We start from the raw sequence: 17,313 nt of genomic DNA, 5'->3' as shown, positions 1-17,313 counted from the left end.
CTTCATTATGCAACTTAAGGATATTCCACTTATACACCACATTATAATCTTATTTCTTTTATATTGATTTGACCCTGTTTTATATCCATTATTACGAAGCTTTTATAGTTTACTCTTCTTGGTAAAGATAAACTTCCAGGATTTAAGTATAATATACTATCCTTTTCTATATTTAATGGAATATGCGTATGACCAAAAATTACTATATCTGCATTTACTGATTTAGCCTTTTGTTCAATTTCATCTATCCCATACTTTACCCCATATTTATCTCCATGGCATAAAAATATTATTTTATCTTCTACTTCAAATAATAATTCATCCTCTACATTGTCAAAATCGCAATTTCCTTTTACAGCCATTATACCTACATTAGTTTCATTATGTATGTACTTTGAATCCGAAAAATTATCTCCAGCGTGAATTATTAAATCGCACTCTTTCAAATATGGTATAGATTTGTCGATGAATTTCTTCATCATATGAGTATCACTAACTACTCCTATTTTCATTATCTCACTACCCTTTTGCTAAACTCACTTTTCATTAATTTTAAAGCATTCGCTCTGTGACTTATACCATTTTTTATAGTTGCAGGCATTTCAGCAAACGTCTTATTGTATCCATTTACTATGAATAATGAGTCATATCCAAATCCATTTTTACCTTTTTCTTCAAATCCTATAGAACCTTCACAAGTTCCTCTAACTACAAATTCTTTTCCGTCTGGGAAAACTACAGCTATCGCAGATACAAACCTTGCAGTTCTTTGACTTGCTGGAATGTTAGCTAATGCTTTAACTAACTTTTGTCTATTTTCTTCATCTGTAGCATTTTCTCCTGCATATCTAGCTGAATAAACTCCTGGTTTTTTTCCTATAGCGTCAACTTCTAAACCTGAATCATCTGATATAGCTATTTTATTAGTTAATTTTGCTATAGTTCTAGCTTTTATTAATGCATTATGCTCAAATGTTTTTCCATCTTCAACAATTTCAATTCCACCTAAGTCTACATCTTTTAATGAATATATAGTATAATCAAAATCGTCTAATATAGCCCCTATTTCTTCTAACTTATGAGCATTATTAGTAGCTATAACTACTTCATCCCCATACTCCATTCCTAATATATCATCTGCTATTTTTCCTAATGCAGCTCTTTGAGCTTTTATTAATTCTTTATTCCCTTTTTCACCAAGCTCTAACAATGCATTTAAATCAGTTCTTGAGAAAGGACGTTCTTCACCTGTTCCTTGAACTTCAACAAACTCACCTTTATCTGTCATTATTATATTCATGTCAACTTGTGCGTTAGAATCTTCTTCATAGCATAAATCTAAAACATGCTCTTGATTTACTATACCAACACTTATAGCTGACACAAAATTTCTAACTGGAATTTCTTTTATAACTTTAGACTTATGTAACTTGTCTAGAGCATCTACTACTGCAACAAATGCACCTGTTATTGAAGCAGTTCTAGTCCCTCCATCAGCTTGAATCACATCACAGTCTACCCAAATAGTTCTTTCTCCTAATTTGTTTAAATCTATAACAGATCTAATAGCCCTTCCTATTAATCTTTGTATTTCTTGAGTTCTTCCATCTACTTTACCTCTAGATGATTCTCTTATTTTTCTTTGATGAGTTGATCTAGGAAGCATAGAATATTCTGCATTTATCCATCCAGTTCCTGTATGTCTTAAAAAAGGTGGTACTTTCTCTTCTATAGATGCCGTACATATAACTTTAGTTTCTCCCATTTCTATTAGTACAGAACCTTCTGCATACCTAGTATAATTTCTTGTTATTTTTATATCTCTTATCTGATCGTTACTTCTATTATCAATTCTAGCCATTACTAATACCTCGCTTAAGTATGTTATGTTGATTTTTCATTCGTTCAACTTTATTCATATATTACTAATATTAACATATATTACAAGTTATTTTCCACTATTAACAATTTCTATATACTCGTTAATAACTTTAAAATAATATTAATTTTGATCTATTGTATTAAATATCTTTTTTTAATATCAGCATATTACTTTATAAATTATTCTTTACATCTTCTTTTGTTTCTAGTTTAGCCAATTCAATAAATTGATTTTCATCGATAACTTTAATTCCTAATTCATTTGCCTTAGTTAACTTAGATCCAGCTTCTTCACCTGCTAATACAAATGTAGTCGATTTACTTACGCTACTAGTTGCTTTTCCACCTCTAGATTCTATAATTTCTTTAGCATCATTTCTTTTTAATGTAGGTAATGTACCTGTCAGAACAATTTTCATACCTTCAAAAATTTTAGGAATATCATTATTTGAGTCATCTTCTGCATTCATATTTACGCCTGCATTTTTTAGCTTATCTATTACATTAAGATTTTTTTCTTCTTTAAAGAATTCTATAACACTTTTTGCCATGATTTCTCCAAATTCTTCTAAGTTTATTAAATCTTCAAAAGATGCCTTTATAATTGAGTCTAAACTATCAAAATTCTTAGCTAAAATTTTAGCTCCTTTAACCCCTACAAATTTTATCCCTAGTCCATTTATTAATCTCCATAAATCATTTTCTTTAGATTTTTTAATTGACTTAACTAGGTTGTTTGCAGATTTATCTCCCATCCTTTCTAGATTAACTACATCTTCTTTTTTTATACTATATAAGTCTGCAACATCTTCTATTATTTTTTCATTTAATAATAATGTTATTATCGATTCACCCAATCCATCTATATTCATTGCATCTCTCGAAACAAAATGTATTATTCCTCTTCTTATCTGAGCAGGGCAAGACATATTTATGCATTTTACAGCAACTTCGCCTTCAAGTCTTACAGTAGGCTCAGAACATACTGGGCATTTTTTAGGCATTTCAAAAGCTAACTCATCGCCAGTTCTTTCTTCTTTTATTACTTCAACAACCTGTGGTATTATATCTCCTGCTTTTTGAACTAATACAACGTCATTTATTTTTATGTCTTTTTCTCTTATATAATCTTCATTATGTAATGTTGCTCTACTTACGCTAGTTCCTGCCAACCTAACAGGTTCTAATACAGCTGTAGGAGTTATTGTACCTGTTCTACCTACTTCAACTATTATGTCTATTATTTTTGTTTTCTTTTGCTCTGCTGGGAATTTATATGCAATAGCCCATCTTGGACTTTTTGCAGTATAACCCATAACTTCTCTTTGTTTTAAGTTATTTACTTTTATAACCATTCCATCTATTTCAAAATCTAGGTTTCCTCTATTTTTAGTCCAATATTCTATATAATCAATTACTTCATCGATTTTATTACATACCTTATAGTTAGGACTTACCTTAAACCCTTGAGATTTTAAAAACTCTAATGATTCACTATGGCTCTCAAACTCTAGATTTTCACCATGTTCTAGATTAAATATAAATATATCTAAAGGTCTCTTTGCAGTTAACTTAGAATCTAACTGTCTTAGTGATCCTGCCGCTAAATTTCTTGGGTTCGCAAATAACTGAAGACCTGCTTCTTCTTGTTGAGCATTTATTTTATGGAAATTTTCTTTACATATGTAAACTTCTCCTCTTACTACTATCTCATTATCTTCTTCTATTTTTAGAGGAATTGTCTTAACTGTCATTAAATTTTTCGATATATCTTCCCCTACAACACCATCTCCTCTAGTCGCTCCTTTTTCAAAAACGCCATCATTATATGTAAGCCCTACTGAAAGTCCATCTATCTTAAATTCAACTACATATTCAACATCACCATTTACCATATCTCTAACTCTCTTATCAAAATCTCTTAAATCTTGACCTGAGTATGCATTTGATAGACTTAGCATAGGTATTTTATGTACTATTTGTTCAAATTTATCTAAAGGTTTACCTCCAACTCTGTTTGTAGGTGAGTCAATTCTCTTTAATTCTGGATTTTCCTCTTCTATTTTTATTAATTCTTTCATTAAATTATCGTATTCAAAATCCGATATCTCAGGCTCATCCTGATTATAGTATTTTTCATTGTGATAGTTTATTAAATCTATAAGCTCATTCATTCTATTCTCTATACTCATGCTATCATCACCTCATATGCTTATTTACATTTTTAGTATTGCCATTTTCTAACTTTTAATATATTTTAGTATATCATTTTAGCATTATCCTTGTGAAATTTTTTATTCACCTTAGAGTAACAAAACTGGTATTTCTAAATACACTTCATATTTAGTAATTTTTAAAATTTATTATAATATCTTTAATGACAAAAAAGTTACTCTATTAATAGAGCAACTTTTATTATTTTCACCTAATATCCTTTATATATATCCATAGTATTATTTAAAGGTTTATTATTTATGTAATTTTTAAGATTATTATATATCATATTAAAATTCCTATCATTATTTTTATCTGATACCCATGAATTATGAGGTGTTATAGTTATATTTGCAAATTTCCATAGTTCATTATCTTCGCTCAATGGTTCCTCTTGAAATACATCTAGCGCTACCCCTCTAAATTTATACATATATTTAATTAGATCATTTTCATTTACAATGTTTCCTCTTCCTACATTTATAAACACTGATTTATCTTTCATAACACTGAATTTATCTTTATTTATTATTCCAATAGTATCTTTTGTAGCTGGTGTTGTACATACAACCGTATCGCAGTTTTCAAATACTTCATTCATATCATTTGTTGCAAAGCACCTATCAAAATATTTTTTATCGGTTCCTTTTGTATTTACTCCCCATAGTTCAACACCAAAAGCTTTTAACCTCTTAGCTGCTTCTGTAGCTATTGTACCTGTACCTACAAAACCAATTCGTCTACCGTATATTTCTGTCATGTCAAAGTTCATTTTCCACTTTTTATCTTGCTGTTGTTTATAGAAAATTTTACTATTTTTATATATTTGCAAAATATACATTACTATCCATTCACTTATAGGAATGCTATATCCACCTTTATTATTCGCGATTATTATATTCCTTCCATTTATTTTTTCTTTAGGTATCTGGTCCACACCAACACTAGATGTTTGGATATATTTTAGATTATTCATTTTTGATATATCTAAGGTACTAAATGGATTATATGTTACTAATACATCCACTTCATTAATATCTTTATCATTTGTCACATTCTTTTCATTAGCATATATTACATCGTATCCTAGTTCTCTGACTTTTTGAAATTTTTCTTCCCCATAATTTATAGTAAATAAAATCTTCACTACAATCCCTCCCATGTATTATTTTGTTATATTATAAGTATTTTATGTCAAAATAAAAAGTCCTTCAATTCTGAAGGACTTAATCTATTTAAAAATAAATGTATAAAAAGACTATGATGTTAAAACTATGAGGTGTAATATACATTTATTTATAATTATTGTGGCCAAATTAAATTAATATATTCTCATATATTTTACTTTACAGTTCAAACTTTAATTTTTTTTCATCTTTTCTAGTGTACTCTTTAACATATTTAGAAATACTTATTAAAGCATCTTTGTCTTTAATAATAAAAGTATTTTCTTTTTTTTCTATATATTTTTTTTCTACAAATTTATTTATTGTATTGTATAAATTTTTTCGACTTGTTGATAGTAAATGACACAAACTATATATGCTTTTAAATTTAAAAATATCATCCTTTGAATTTTCTAATATATAATGAGCGAACAGTTCTTCAAATCTAAATAAATCTTTCATTATTAATTTTTTATACATATTATACATTCTTTTACTAGTTTTAAAAAAGAATATATTTAAAAACTCGGGATTATTTTGAAGTATCTTAAATGTTGAAGCATTTATTTTAGCTAAAGTTACAGAGTTTTCTGCAATAATATCACAAAATAAACTCTGATCATATAAATCACTAATTTTTCCTACAAACTCATCCTCTGGAACTATATCAACTAAGAAACTTTTTCCATACTTAGTCATACATTCAACTCTAACAATCCCTTCTAATATAAAAAACACTCCGTCTACACTTTCTACCCCACTAGATATATATTGACCTTTTTTATATTTATAAATTTCAATTTCATCCATATGTTTTTTTATACTATGATATATGACTGTATCCTCTAATTTCATGTTAATATACCCTTTCCCCTCTATAGTTGTAACTAAAAAACTCTACTCCTTAATTTTATAAAATAAAAACTAGCAATTCAATAATTAGAATTGCTAGTTTTTATTTTATATTTTTTATTTGTATAATTTTCTAACTAAAACATAGTTTCATGACCTATATAACATGCTATTTCATTATCTAAAAATTTATCTTGTATCTCTTCTAATTTACTTAGATCTACATCACCTTTATCATTATAGTCATAAATCTCTCCTAGTTGGCTCCATTTACTTTCTCCAAGTCTATGAAAAGGTAATAAGTTTATCTCATATAAATCATTTTCTTTCATAAAATCAATAATTTTATATACATTGTCATCATCATCATTGAATCCACCAATAACAGGAACTCTAATGACCAATCGACCATTCCAATTACATTTTTTCAATAATTTAATATTTTGGTGTATTAAATCATTATATACACCTGTTTGACTTTTGTGTTTTTCTCTATCCATATGTTTTAGATCTATAAAAGCAAAATCTATATAATCCATAATATTTAAGAAAATATCACTTGATACATATGCACTAGTTTCAATAGCTGTGTGTATATTTATTTTTTTACATTCTTTAAGTATATTAATTAAATATTCATGATGAATCAATGGCTCTCCGCCACTAAATGTAACTCCACCTTTACTTCTCCAGTTATTAGAGTCTCTTTTTATTATTTCCATTAATTCTTCTACAGAATATTCCTTTGAGCATATTTTTAATGCATTATTATAACATGATTTAGCACATTCAAATGTTGTGCAAGTTTTACAAATATCCCAGTTTAAAATTGGCTTATTCGAATCATCAAAAGTTAAACCACCATTTTTACATTTATCATTACAGGCAGTGCATCCTTTATCATATTTACAAGATAATTCACTAAACATTATATGAGATTTTATTTTCCAACTTTCAGGATTAGCACACCATCTACATTGCAAAGGACATCCATTAAAAAATACCGTTGTTCTACAACCTGGTCCATCATGAACAGAAAAGCTTTGTATGTCAAATATATTGCCTTTTAAATTCATCTAGATTCTCCTTTATTTAAATTTATGTCCTTTACATGTTACTGCGTTTAAACTTTCAAAAGTCCAATCTTCTTTTTCAAGACCTGTGCAAGTTCCCATTCCTTTTTCATCTGGATTTTCAAAGTTTTTACAATTTTTACATTTTGGCATTAATGCCAAATTTGAGCATGTTTCTGAGTCTATATTTATAAGTTGTTTTGTTATTCTACATATCCCCTTTGTAGCATCTATAGTTGAAAAGTTTAAGCAATCATTATGTTTTAATTTCATTATTTTACACCCCTTCGTATTCAGTTCTAGCTATAACTTCATCTTGTATTGGTTTACCTAACTCACACCAATATTGAGTAAATCCTGCAACTCTAACCATAAGATCTCTATAGTCATCTGGTGTTTTTTGAGCTGTTTTTAATACTTTTGAATCTACTACATTATATTGAATATGGAATCCACCTTTTCTTAAATACGAACGCGTAAGATCTAATAATTTCTTACTTCCTTGCTCACCTTTAACTGATGCAGGATGTAATTTTAAGTTCATTTGAGAATTTTGAACTTGTGCTTGATCCCAACAAGTTGCTGATTCAAACAAAGCATATGTCCCATTTTTATCTGTTCCTGGATACGCTGATAATGATCCATCTGAGTAAGTAGTTCCACTCAATCTACCATCTGCAGTAGCTAGAGTAGCTGCACCTTGAGGTCCATGAGTAGATACTGATATTTGGCAAGGATACATTTTTTTACCATACAGAGACTCTGCTTTTTCACATGCTTTCAATAACCATTCTTGGTAACCTTTCAATATGTTATCTGCATAATAGTCGTTATTTCCATACTTCGGAGAATCTAAGCAAGCTTTATAAATCTCATCATATTTTCCTCCGTCTTCTAGCTTAACTTGATCAGCTAAAGAATAATTTCCTATTTCTAGAGCATTTTTAAATCCAAAATTATTTAAAATAGATTCTTTTAATTGATCTAAACTATATAATTTTTTATCATATACTAAGTTTTTAATAGACGCTAAAGAATTTACCATAGTTACAGTTCCACAAGTTTCTACATTTAGTGTTGCATTGTATCTATATCCCATATTTCCTATATGCTGACCTTTATCTAAGCAATCAGGTTTTAAGAAAGAGTTTATAACTGACATATTTTGCTTTCTCCAAACATCTAATTCTATGTTGTTTGCCTTTTCTAAAACATTTATTATATGTTCATAATAGCTTGTAAATACTTCCCATAACTCTTCATATGTTTCTAGATTCTTATTATGAGGCTTTAAAATCTGAGCTCCCGTTCTATAATCTTTTCCATTCATTAAAACAAGTTCTAACACTTTAGGATTTGCTATAAAATGAATTCCAGAACCAGCAGACTGACCAGCTCCTCCAGCTATCCAATATTTTTTTTCATTCAATGTAAGTTCTTTCCAACATCCTGGAGATGTTTCTAGACATCCTCCTAATGCAACTGCTCTTGCTTCTTCTATTGTCATACCCTCATCTGCAAATTGTTTCATCATAAAGTTTATTGAATTCACGTTATTTACCCATGCAGGATATCCTGTACCTGTTTTTGTACATTCAGCTGCTTTTAATAAAAAGTCTTCTGGTAATTTTTCATCATATAGTACAGTCAACGTTGGTTGAGGTGTTTTACAACTCATTCCAGACTCTAATAATAACATTTCTAGTTCATTAGCTCCTGATTGACCATCTCTTGTCAATCCACCTATACTTAAAGTATTGAATGTATTTCCTGATAAAACTCCACCATTTACACCTGCAGATGCAAAGCAGTCTATACATGTTATCTTAATTCTATATAGCTCTAGTAATTCTAAAGCATCCTCTCTTGAAAGAATCCCTTTTTCTTTATCTTGTTCATACCAAGGATATAAAATTTGCCCAAATCTACCTATAGACATACCTGATATAGCATCTTCATTTACTGATGCTATGTGAACAGTATATGAAAGTTGAAGTGCTTCTCTAAACGTACGAGGTTGATAATGAGCTATCCATTCTAATATATCTACAATTTCTAAATATTCATTTTTTACAGTTTCATTAGGTTCCACTTCTGCTAAATACTTTGCATGTTTTGCATAGTTTAATATCCATGTTTGTATTCCCTCTATAACATGAATTACAGCTTCATAAAAATATAGTCTATCCATTCCTACTAAGCCATCTCCATTTGCATTTCCTGCAACTGTTGCTCTACATTCTTTTGCCATATTTATAAGTTCATCAAATCCATATTGTAATGGATAATAATAATTTATTATTTCTCTTCCCTGAGGAAGTGTATATCCTGAATCAAACATTGAAACTAAACTACTCATTATTTTTTCTTTAGTTTCGAATTCTGGCATCATTTTTTCATATCTAAATCCTACATCTTCTACAGATTTACCTACCCATTCATTTGCAACTTTTAAAAGTGCTGGTATCTCTTCTTGTCTCATACCAAATTTACCTGCTATAGAAACTACATTTCCAAAGCTTTTTGTTACATTTCCGCCTCCGCTTCCAAACTGAGTTAATTCATCCGCTGTACTACTAGCAATTTTTTCTGCTTCTTTAGATATTTCATCTCCTTGAGATATAAAGAAACTTTCACTTAACCAAGGCATAGGGAATGCCCCTCTATAATTCATAGTTTTTTGCATGACTAATTTTTCTCCAGGAACTATGTTAGGTGTTAAATGAGAAAATGCCTCTTTTAATGCTTTTGCCCTCCTTACTACTGTTATTTCTCCATCAAATTCTTTCCATGCCCTATTGTACCAGTATGGAAATTCCATATCCGCTGTTGATAATGTATTATAAAATATATCTCTTAATGCTTTTGCTCTTGGCGTTGGTTCTTTTTCTGCTTCTTCGTACTGCGAGCTTATAGCAGAATATTGGTCTGTATTTATTCCCCTTTTTGATAAAATTTCTTTTATTTTATCTTCTTTTAATTTATCCATTAACGTCCCCCCTATATGTAAATATATAAATACTGTATTATACATTCAGACTAAGAAGGTAGTGTAAAGTATACACATTTTTAAATAATGTTAATTTTTAGCACAAAAAAGTACCTTTAATAAATTAATATTAAAGATACTTTTTATATAAGTCTATATTTACTTTTTTATTAGCTTTGCAACACTTTCAACGTGCATTGTATGAGGGAACATATCTACTGGCTGTATTTCTACGCACTTGTATCCTCTTTCATCTAAATATGCTAAATCTCTAGCTAATGTTGATGGATTACAAGAAACATAAACAACCTTATCAGGAGACATAGATACTATAGTATCTAAAACTTTCTCGTCACATCCTTTTCTAGGAGGATCTACCACTACTACATTAGCAGTTTTTCCTTCGCCGTACATTTTAGGAACAACTTCTTCTGCCTTACCTACATAGAATTCAACATTATCTAAATTATTTATTTGTGCATTTATCTTAGCATCTTTTATAGCATCTGCTACGATTTCTATACCATATACTTTTTTAGCTTTTTGAGCTAGAAATAAAGATATAGTACCTATACCGCAATATATATCAAATACAGTATCATTTTCTTGTAAATCTGCATACTCTAAAGCTTTATTATATAAAACTTCTGTTTGTATAGGGTTAACTTGGAAGAACGAAAGCGGTGATATTTCAAATACTAAGTCACCTATATAATCATTGATTTTTCCTTCACCGTATACTACTCTATTTTCTTTACCTAATATTACATTAGTCTTCTCTCTATTTTCATTTACAACTAATGTTTTAAATCCTGGCACATTATCTTTTAGAACAGATGCTAGCTCACTTAAATATGGTAACTTTTTACCATTAGCTACTAACACTACCATAACTTCTTTAGTTGTAAATCCTATTTTTGTTACTAAATGTCTTAAAACTCCTGTATGAGTCTTTTCATCATAAACACTAACATTATATGCATTTATATAAGTCTTTATAATTTTAACTATTTTATCATTTATATCGTGTTGTATAACACACTTATCCATAGGTATTATATCGTGACTTTTTTTCTTGTAAAATCCTATAACAGGTGTATTACCTGATTTTTGTATAGGGAATTGAGCTTTATTTCTATATCTTAGAGGTTTATCCATTCCTAATGTTTCATGTATAGTAACATCCTCTAACTTTCCGATTCTACTGATAACTTGTTTAACTTCATTAGTTTTTATATCAAGTTGTTTTTGATATTCTAGTTCTTGTATTTGACATCCTCCACAATCTTTAAGATTGTCGCTACAAACTCTATCTATTCTGAAAGGTGATTTTTCTATTATTTCTACAATATCACCAACAGCATAATTTTTTTTAGACTTATTTATTTTAACTTTTACTTTGTCCTCTATTAATCCGCCCTCTACGAAGACTGTAAAGCCATTGTGTTTTCCTATTCCTACTCCACCTTGACCTATATCAACTATATCTACAATATACTCTTCATTTTTTGATAACATTAAGGTATCCTCCGTCCATGTATTTTAAGAAACTCCAAGATTTAATTTTACCAAAAAAACAGAGGCTTATAAAGCCCCTATATGAATAAATCTCTACTTTTATATCCTCTATACAGTTGTAAACAAGCAAATAGTAATAATATACACCCAAATATTGGTCCTATATACACTAATTTCTCTGCCAAACTTTGAGCTACGCCACTATCCACTATAGCTTTTACAGCCCCTAAATAATCTGATTTAGCATTAATTCCATATCTTATCCATGTAAAAGATGTCATAAGCGCAACAGGCACTACACTCATAGTCATATAAAATCCAGTTATTGATCTTTGTTTTACTCCTTTTAATCCTATATATATTGGTAAGAAGAATAATACCGGTAATATAAATCCATAAAATTGTGGTGATAATGCTAAAAATAACATTGCACTAAATAAAAAACTAGTTATATACTTTCTTAAATAAGTAGTTTTTTCTTCAAAATCACATAATGATGCTTTTAAGTATCTTATATAAACATCTATGCTCGTTTCTAATTTATTCTTGTCTTTAGATGCTTTTACTTCTTTTATTAGCTCTACACCTTTTCCGTTTAATTGATTATATTGAGTTTTAAATTTATCAGAAATTTCAATTTCAGTATATTTATTTAGTAGTTTGTCTAATTGTAATCTATATTTTTGTTTTTTATTTTCTTTCAAACTTTTATTCTTGTCTATTTCAGCGTTTAATTGCTTTATTGTAGTTATTACTAGATTTGTATTCATTTTATCCCTCCCTTTAATTATATAATACTATATCCGCTTAAACTTGTCAGAAAATTCGTTCATTTTTTTGTATTATATTTAGTCAAAAACCCTACTTTAAAAGTAGGGTTTTATATTTTTTATTTCTGATCTTTTACAATTTTTTTCATGGATATACTTATACATACAAATATCGTTGCCCAAATTACACCCATAAATCCCCATGCTGCACTAGTCATAAAATTTACCCTCCTATTCTTTATGGAGTTTACTTATTTTCTTCTTTTTCATTTACTTCATTACTTTCTATCTCATCTTTATACTTAGTTTTGATTGATTTATATGATTGAATAAACCCTATTATCAATACTCCAAATACTACTATTCTACCTAAATTAACCCAAATTGCAAATTCTGGTATTTCAGCTACATAACTAGGTACAACTTTGAAGTTACCAGCTATCCAATAATCTCTTGTAAAGAATACTAAGAATGTTATTATTGTAATTGGTGTTAAGAATTGATGGAATAATCTAAAGAACCATTTAGGAACTTTCCATAAGCCACCTCTATTCATTTCTTCTAAAGCTTTATCTTTTACACACCATCCTATTACTATAATTTCTATTAATCCTAGAACTATTAATAGATAGTTACCTATCCAGTTATCAACTTCTGTGAAGTATACTAAGTTAGCACTTTGAGTTAATATTGACTCTAATGCTATTGGTAAACCAACTATTAGATATCCAACGAATACTATCCAAGCACCTTTTTTTCTTTCTATACCTGCATCCTCTTCTAACAATGCTACCAAATAATTGTACATTGCTATAGCAGATGTGACACCAGCAAAGAATAATAATAAGAACCACATAGCTCCAAATATTCCTCCACCAGTCATAGTACTAAATACATTCGGTAGTGCCATAAATGCTAAACCTATACTTCCTTTTATACCTTCTGGTCCTAAAAATGCATAAGCTATAGGAATAACTGCTGTACCACCTAATATAACTTCTGCAAACTCATTTAATGATATAGTTGCTACAGATGCCGTTACTATATCTTCATCTGGTTGTAAGTATGAAGCATAATTTTGTATTATCCCCATACCTAAAGATAATGTGAAGAATATTTGACCAGCTGCAGCTATTGCAGATTGCCATGATAATTGACTAAAATCTGGATTCCAGATATAGTTAAGTCCAGCTAATGAACTCCAATCGGGATTAACTGGAGCACCAAGTGTTAATGATCTAATTCCTAATATAATACCAAATACGTATAGTACAGGCATCATTACTTTAGCCCATGATTCTATACCTTTTTGTATACCTTTCATTACTGCAAATGCTAAACAAAGTAATGCTATAACCCAAAATACTAAGTTTTTAGGATCCTGAATATAACTTGCGAAGAATCCTCCTGGATCTCCTTTATATCCACCTGTTAAAGAATTAAATGCAAATCCTAAAGACCATCCAATAATGTGATTATAATAAGAGTTAACTAATATAGTAACACCAAATGCTATCATCCCACATAAAGAACCAACTATAATTGCTTTTTTAGGTTTCATTGCTTGTTTTGCTTGTAAATACATCATAGGCCCTAATGTCCCATGACCATGTTTCCCACCATAACGCCCTATACTCCATTCAACTAACATTACAGGTAAACCTATAACTATTAGTGCAAAGAAGTATGGTATCATAAATGCTCCTCCACCATTTGAAGCAGCTACATACGGGAATCTCCAAAAATTCCCTAGTCCAACGGCATTCCCTGCCATTGCTAATATTAGACCAATCTTCGAACCCCAGTTTTCTCTACTTTCAGTCATTAGTCTATCTCCCCCCTTTAGATATAAAAAATTTGATTCGCTTAATCGACGATTTTATCGAATCAATTTTAAAGATAATTTCTTGATTGCTCAAATTTTACTGAATTTTCTGAACAATCAATTTATAAAATAACCACTAAGATTTCATCATTATATGATTTCATCCTTAGTGGTTATTTTTACTAGCTTAAAAATATAGTAACACTTTACTTAATAATTTTCAAGCAATTATTATTAAATTTTCAGAAAATTTTAATTTTTCATTCTTTATTATAAAACTCTACTTGAGCCTCTATATATTACACCTCTTGATGCATCTACTGTTACAACTTCTCCGTCTTTAACTGTTTCAAGTATTTTATTAGCTGATACTACAACTGGTTTATCTAAATTTAAACCAACTATAGCAGCATGAGAAGTCATTCCACCATCTTCAGTTACTATTGCTCCAGCTTTTTCTATATAAGGGTTCATATCTATATTAGTCATAGTTGTAACTAATATATCTCCTTCATTGAAATCTGCGCAATTTTCACCGCTCTTCACTATACGAACTTTACCTTCTGCTGTCTTAGTTCCAACACCTATACCTTGAGCTATTTCTTCACTTATAACATGAACTTTTATTAAGTTAGTAGTTCCACTTACTCCAACTGGTACTCCTGCTGTTATAACTACTAATTCTCCATTATTTATAAAGTTAGCACTCTTAGCAGCTTCTATAGAATTTTCTATAACTTCATCTGTATTTTTAGAACTTGATGATTTAACTGTGTAAACTCCCCAAGTAAGCCCTAATTGTCTCATAGCTTTTTCATTAGTAGTAGTAGCTATTATTGGACATTGTGGTCTAAACTTAGATACCATTCTTGCAGTATGTCCTGAAGAAGTAGAAGTTATTATAGCTGATGCATTTAAATCTATAGCTGTTGTACAAGTAGCATGACTTATTGCATCTGTAACTGTTGTGTTATTGCTAGCATTTTTCTTTAATAAATTATCATAATCTAAAGTTTCTTCTGTTCTTTTAGCTATAGACGCCATAGTTTTTACAGCTTCTACTGGATATTTCCCTGCAGCAGTTTCTCCAGATAACATTATAGCATCTGTTCCGTCATATATCGCATTTGCAACATCTGTTACTTCTGCTCTTGTTGGTCTTGGGTTTCTTATCATAGAATCAAGCATTTGAGTAGCAGTTATTACTGGTTTAGCTAATTCATTACATTTTCTTATCATCATTTTTTGAACTACTGGTATATCTTCTGTTGGTATTTCAACCCCTAAGTCACCTCTAGCAACCATTATACCATCAGAAACTTTTAATATTTCATCTAAATTATCTACACCTTCTTGGTTTTCTATTTTAGATATTATTTGTATATCTGTAGCATTATTTCTTTCTAATATTTCTCTTATAGCTAATACATCTGATGCTTTTCTTACAAATGAAGCTGCTATAAAATCAACATCTTGGCTTATACCGAATTCTATATCACTTATATCTTTATCAGTTATAGCTGGTAAGTTTATACTAACATTTGGTACATTTACTCCCTTATGATTCTTAACTATACCAGAGTTTTCAACTATACAAACTATATCTTCTCCATTTACTTCTTTAACTCTTAATCCAACTAATCCATCATCTATTAATATTACATTTCCTGGATTAACATCTTCTGCAAGACCTTTGTAACTTACTGTACATATTTCTTTAGTTCCTACAACATCTTTCATTGTTATAGTAAATGTTTGGCCTTCTTCTAATAATACTTCTGGATCAGCAAAGTTCCCTGTTCTTATTTCTGGTCCTTTAGTATCTAATAAAAGAGCTACTGGCTTTCCTAATTTTTCTCTAACCTTTTTAGCCATATCTAATCTTCCCTTATGTTCTTCATGTGATCCATGAGAGAAGTTGAATCTACATACGTTTAATCCATTTTCTACTAATTGAGTTAAAACTTCTTCTTTCTCTGATGCTGGTCCTAATGTACAAACTATTTTAGTTCTTTTCATATCCTTTAACATATATATATTCCTCCTATATTATATAGATAGTATTTTTACCATTTCATAAGTATCTTTATCAAAGTCTCTTGTCATTGATAAAGCTTCATTTATATCCATATCAATTATCTTATTGTCTTTAATACCTACTACTTTTGCAGCTTTTCCATCTAATAAAAGTTCAACTGCTCTAACACCCATTCTACTTGCTAATATTCTGTCGAATGCTGTTGGGCTTCCACCTCTTTGAACGTGTCCTAATATAGTCACTCTTAGGTCAGCGCCTGTCTCTTTAACGATTTCCTTACCTAAGTCTTGAGCATTTCCTACTCCCTCTGCTAAGACTATAATGCTATGTCTTTTACCTCTTTTTTGAGTTGTTTTTAATTTAGTGCATACATCTTCGACTTTAAATTCAACCTCTGGAACTATTATAGTTTCAGCTCCTCCTGCAAGACCTGCATATAAAGCTAAATCTCCACAGTGTCTTCCCATAACCTCGATTATGTTAACCCTTTCATGAGAAGAAGAAGTATCTCTTATTTTACCTATTGCATCGATTATTGTATTCATTGTTGTATCAAAACCTATAGTATAATCAGTGTACGCTAAGTCATTATCTATAGTACCTGGAATACCTATAGCTGGAAAACCTAATTGACTAAGTTTTAATGCTCCATTGAAAGATCCATCTCCACCTATTACGACTAAGCAATCAATACCAAATTTCTTTAGTACTTCTACTCCTATCGCTCTACCTTCTTCTGTTTTGAATTCTTCACATCTAGAAGACTTTAGTACAGTTCCGCCTCTATGTATAATATCTCCAACAGATGATAAGTTCATTTCTTGTATATCTTCTTCTATTAAACCTTTGTATCCTCTGTTAATTCCGTATACTTTACATCCATAGTATATTGCAGATCTTACAACAGCTCTTATAGCTGCGTTCATTCCTGGAGCATCTCCCCCACTTGTCAATATCCCTATAGTTTTCATAGTGCTACCTCCTAGT

Annotated in this window: 13 protein-coding genes; all 13 read right to left on the bottom strand. The window is 29.7% G+C overall.

Annotation, left to right across the window (positions count from 1 at the left end):
- Nucleotides 1-41: 41 nt before the first annotated feature.
- Nucleotides 42-512, bottom strand: coding sequence for a metallophosphoesterase family protein (locus BLP75_RS13365; protein ID WP_092726833.1), 471 nt, complete (start codon nt 510-512; stop codon nt 42-44).
- On the bottom strand, nt 512-1,861 hold the full coding sequence (rph, locus tag BLP75_RS13360) for a ribonuclease PH (RefSeq protein WP_092726832.1): 1,350 nt from the start codon (nt 1,859-1,861) through the stop codon (nt 512-514). Before rph ends, BLP75_RS13365 begins: the two co-directional genes overlap by 1 nt.
- 193 nt (nt 1,862-2,054) lie before the next feature.
- The gene (gene ligA / locus BLP75_RS13355) at nt 2,055-4,073 is read right to left on the bottom strand and encodes an NAD-dependent DNA ligase LigA (RefSeq protein WP_092726830.1); all 2,019 of its coding nucleotides are present in this window, start codon (nt 4,071-4,073) and stop codon (nt 2,055-2,057) included.
- Between the two features lie 233 nt (nt 4,074-4,306).
- A complete protein-coding gene (locus tag BLP75_RS13350; protein ID WP_092726829.1) occupies nt 4,307-5,242 on the bottom strand; it encodes a phosphoglycerate dehydrogenase in 936 nt (311 codons plus the stop codon).
- Nucleotides 5,243-5,441: 199 nt separating this feature from the next.
- Nucleotides 5,442-6,116, bottom strand: a complete 675-nt coding sequence (locus BLP75_RS13345) for a Crp/Fnr family transcriptional regulator (protein ID WP_092726827.1) — start codon at nt 6,114-6,116, stop codon at nt 5,442-5,444.
- A 134-nt stretch (nt 6,117-6,250) separates the two neighbouring features.
- Nucleotides 6,251-7,189 (bottom strand): 4-hydroxyphenylacetate decarboxylase activase, encoded by a 939-nt coding sequence (gene hpdA / locus BLP75_RS13340; protein ID WP_092726825.1) that lies wholly within the window; start codon nt 7,187-7,189, stop codon nt 6,251-6,253.
- 12 nt (nt 7,190-7,201) lie between these two features.
- Nucleotides 7,202-7,459 carry a 4-hydroxyphenylacetate decarboxylase small subunit gene (gene hpdC / locus BLP75_RS13335; protein WP_092726823.1) on the bottom strand — a complete coding sequence of 86 codons (258 nt, stop codon included), beginning with the start codon at nt 7,457-7,459 and terminating at the stop codon, nt 7,202-7,204.
- A gap of 4 nt (nt 7,460-7,463) precedes the next feature.
- Nucleotides 7,464-10,175, bottom strand: coding sequence for a 4-hydroxyphenylacetate decarboxylase large subunit (hpdB, locus tag BLP75_RS13330; RefSeq protein ID WP_092726821.1), 2,712 nt, complete (start codon nt 10,173-10,175; stop codon nt 7,464-7,466).
- Between the two features lie 159 nt (nt 10,176-10,334).
- Nucleotides 10,335-11,693 carry a 23S rRNA (uracil(1939)-C(5))-methyltransferase RlmD gene (gene rlmD / locus BLP75_RS13325; protein ID WP_092726819.1) on the bottom strand — a complete coding sequence of 453 codons (1,359 nt, stop codon included), beginning with the start codon at nt 11,691-11,693 and terminating at the stop codon, nt 10,335-10,337.
- A 77-nt stretch (nt 11,694-11,770) separates the two neighbouring features.
- The gene (locus BLP75_RS13320) at nt 11,771-12,463 is read right to left on the bottom strand and encodes a hypothetical protein (RefSeq protein ID WP_092726818.1); all 693 of its coding nucleotides are present in this window, start codon (nt 12,461-12,463) and stop codon (nt 11,771-11,773) included.
- Nucleotides 12,464-12,710: 247 nt separating this feature from the next.
- A complete protein-coding gene (locus BLP75_RS13315; RefSeq protein ID WP_092726817.1) occupies nt 12,711-14,288 on the bottom strand; it encodes a sodium:neurotransmitter symporter family protein in 1,578 nt (525 codons plus the stop codon).
- A 270-nt stretch (nt 14,289-14,558) separates the two neighbouring features.
- A complete protein-coding gene (gene pyk, locus BLP75_RS13310) occupies nt 14,559-16,319 on the bottom strand; it encodes a pyruvate kinase (protein ID WP_092726815.1) in 1,761 nt (586 codons plus the stop codon).
- Between the two features lie 18 nt (nt 16,320-16,337).
- Complete coding sequence (pfkA, locus tag BLP75_RS13305) at nt 16,338-17,297, bottom strand: 6-phosphofructokinase (protein ID WP_092726814.1); 960 nt, start codon at nt 17,295-17,297, stop codon at nt 16,338-16,340.
- Nucleotides 17,298-17,313 lie beyond the last annotated feature (16 nt).

Source organism: Romboutsia lituseburensis DSM 797, from assembly GCF_900103615.1.
Classification (GTDB): domain Bacteria; phylum Bacillota; class Clostridia; order Peptostreptococcales; family Peptostreptococcaceae; genus Romboutsia_F; species Romboutsia_F lituseburensis.
The sequence above is the reverse complement of the archived record's forward strand: the minus strand, read 5'-3'. Positions and strand labels throughout refer to the sequence as shown.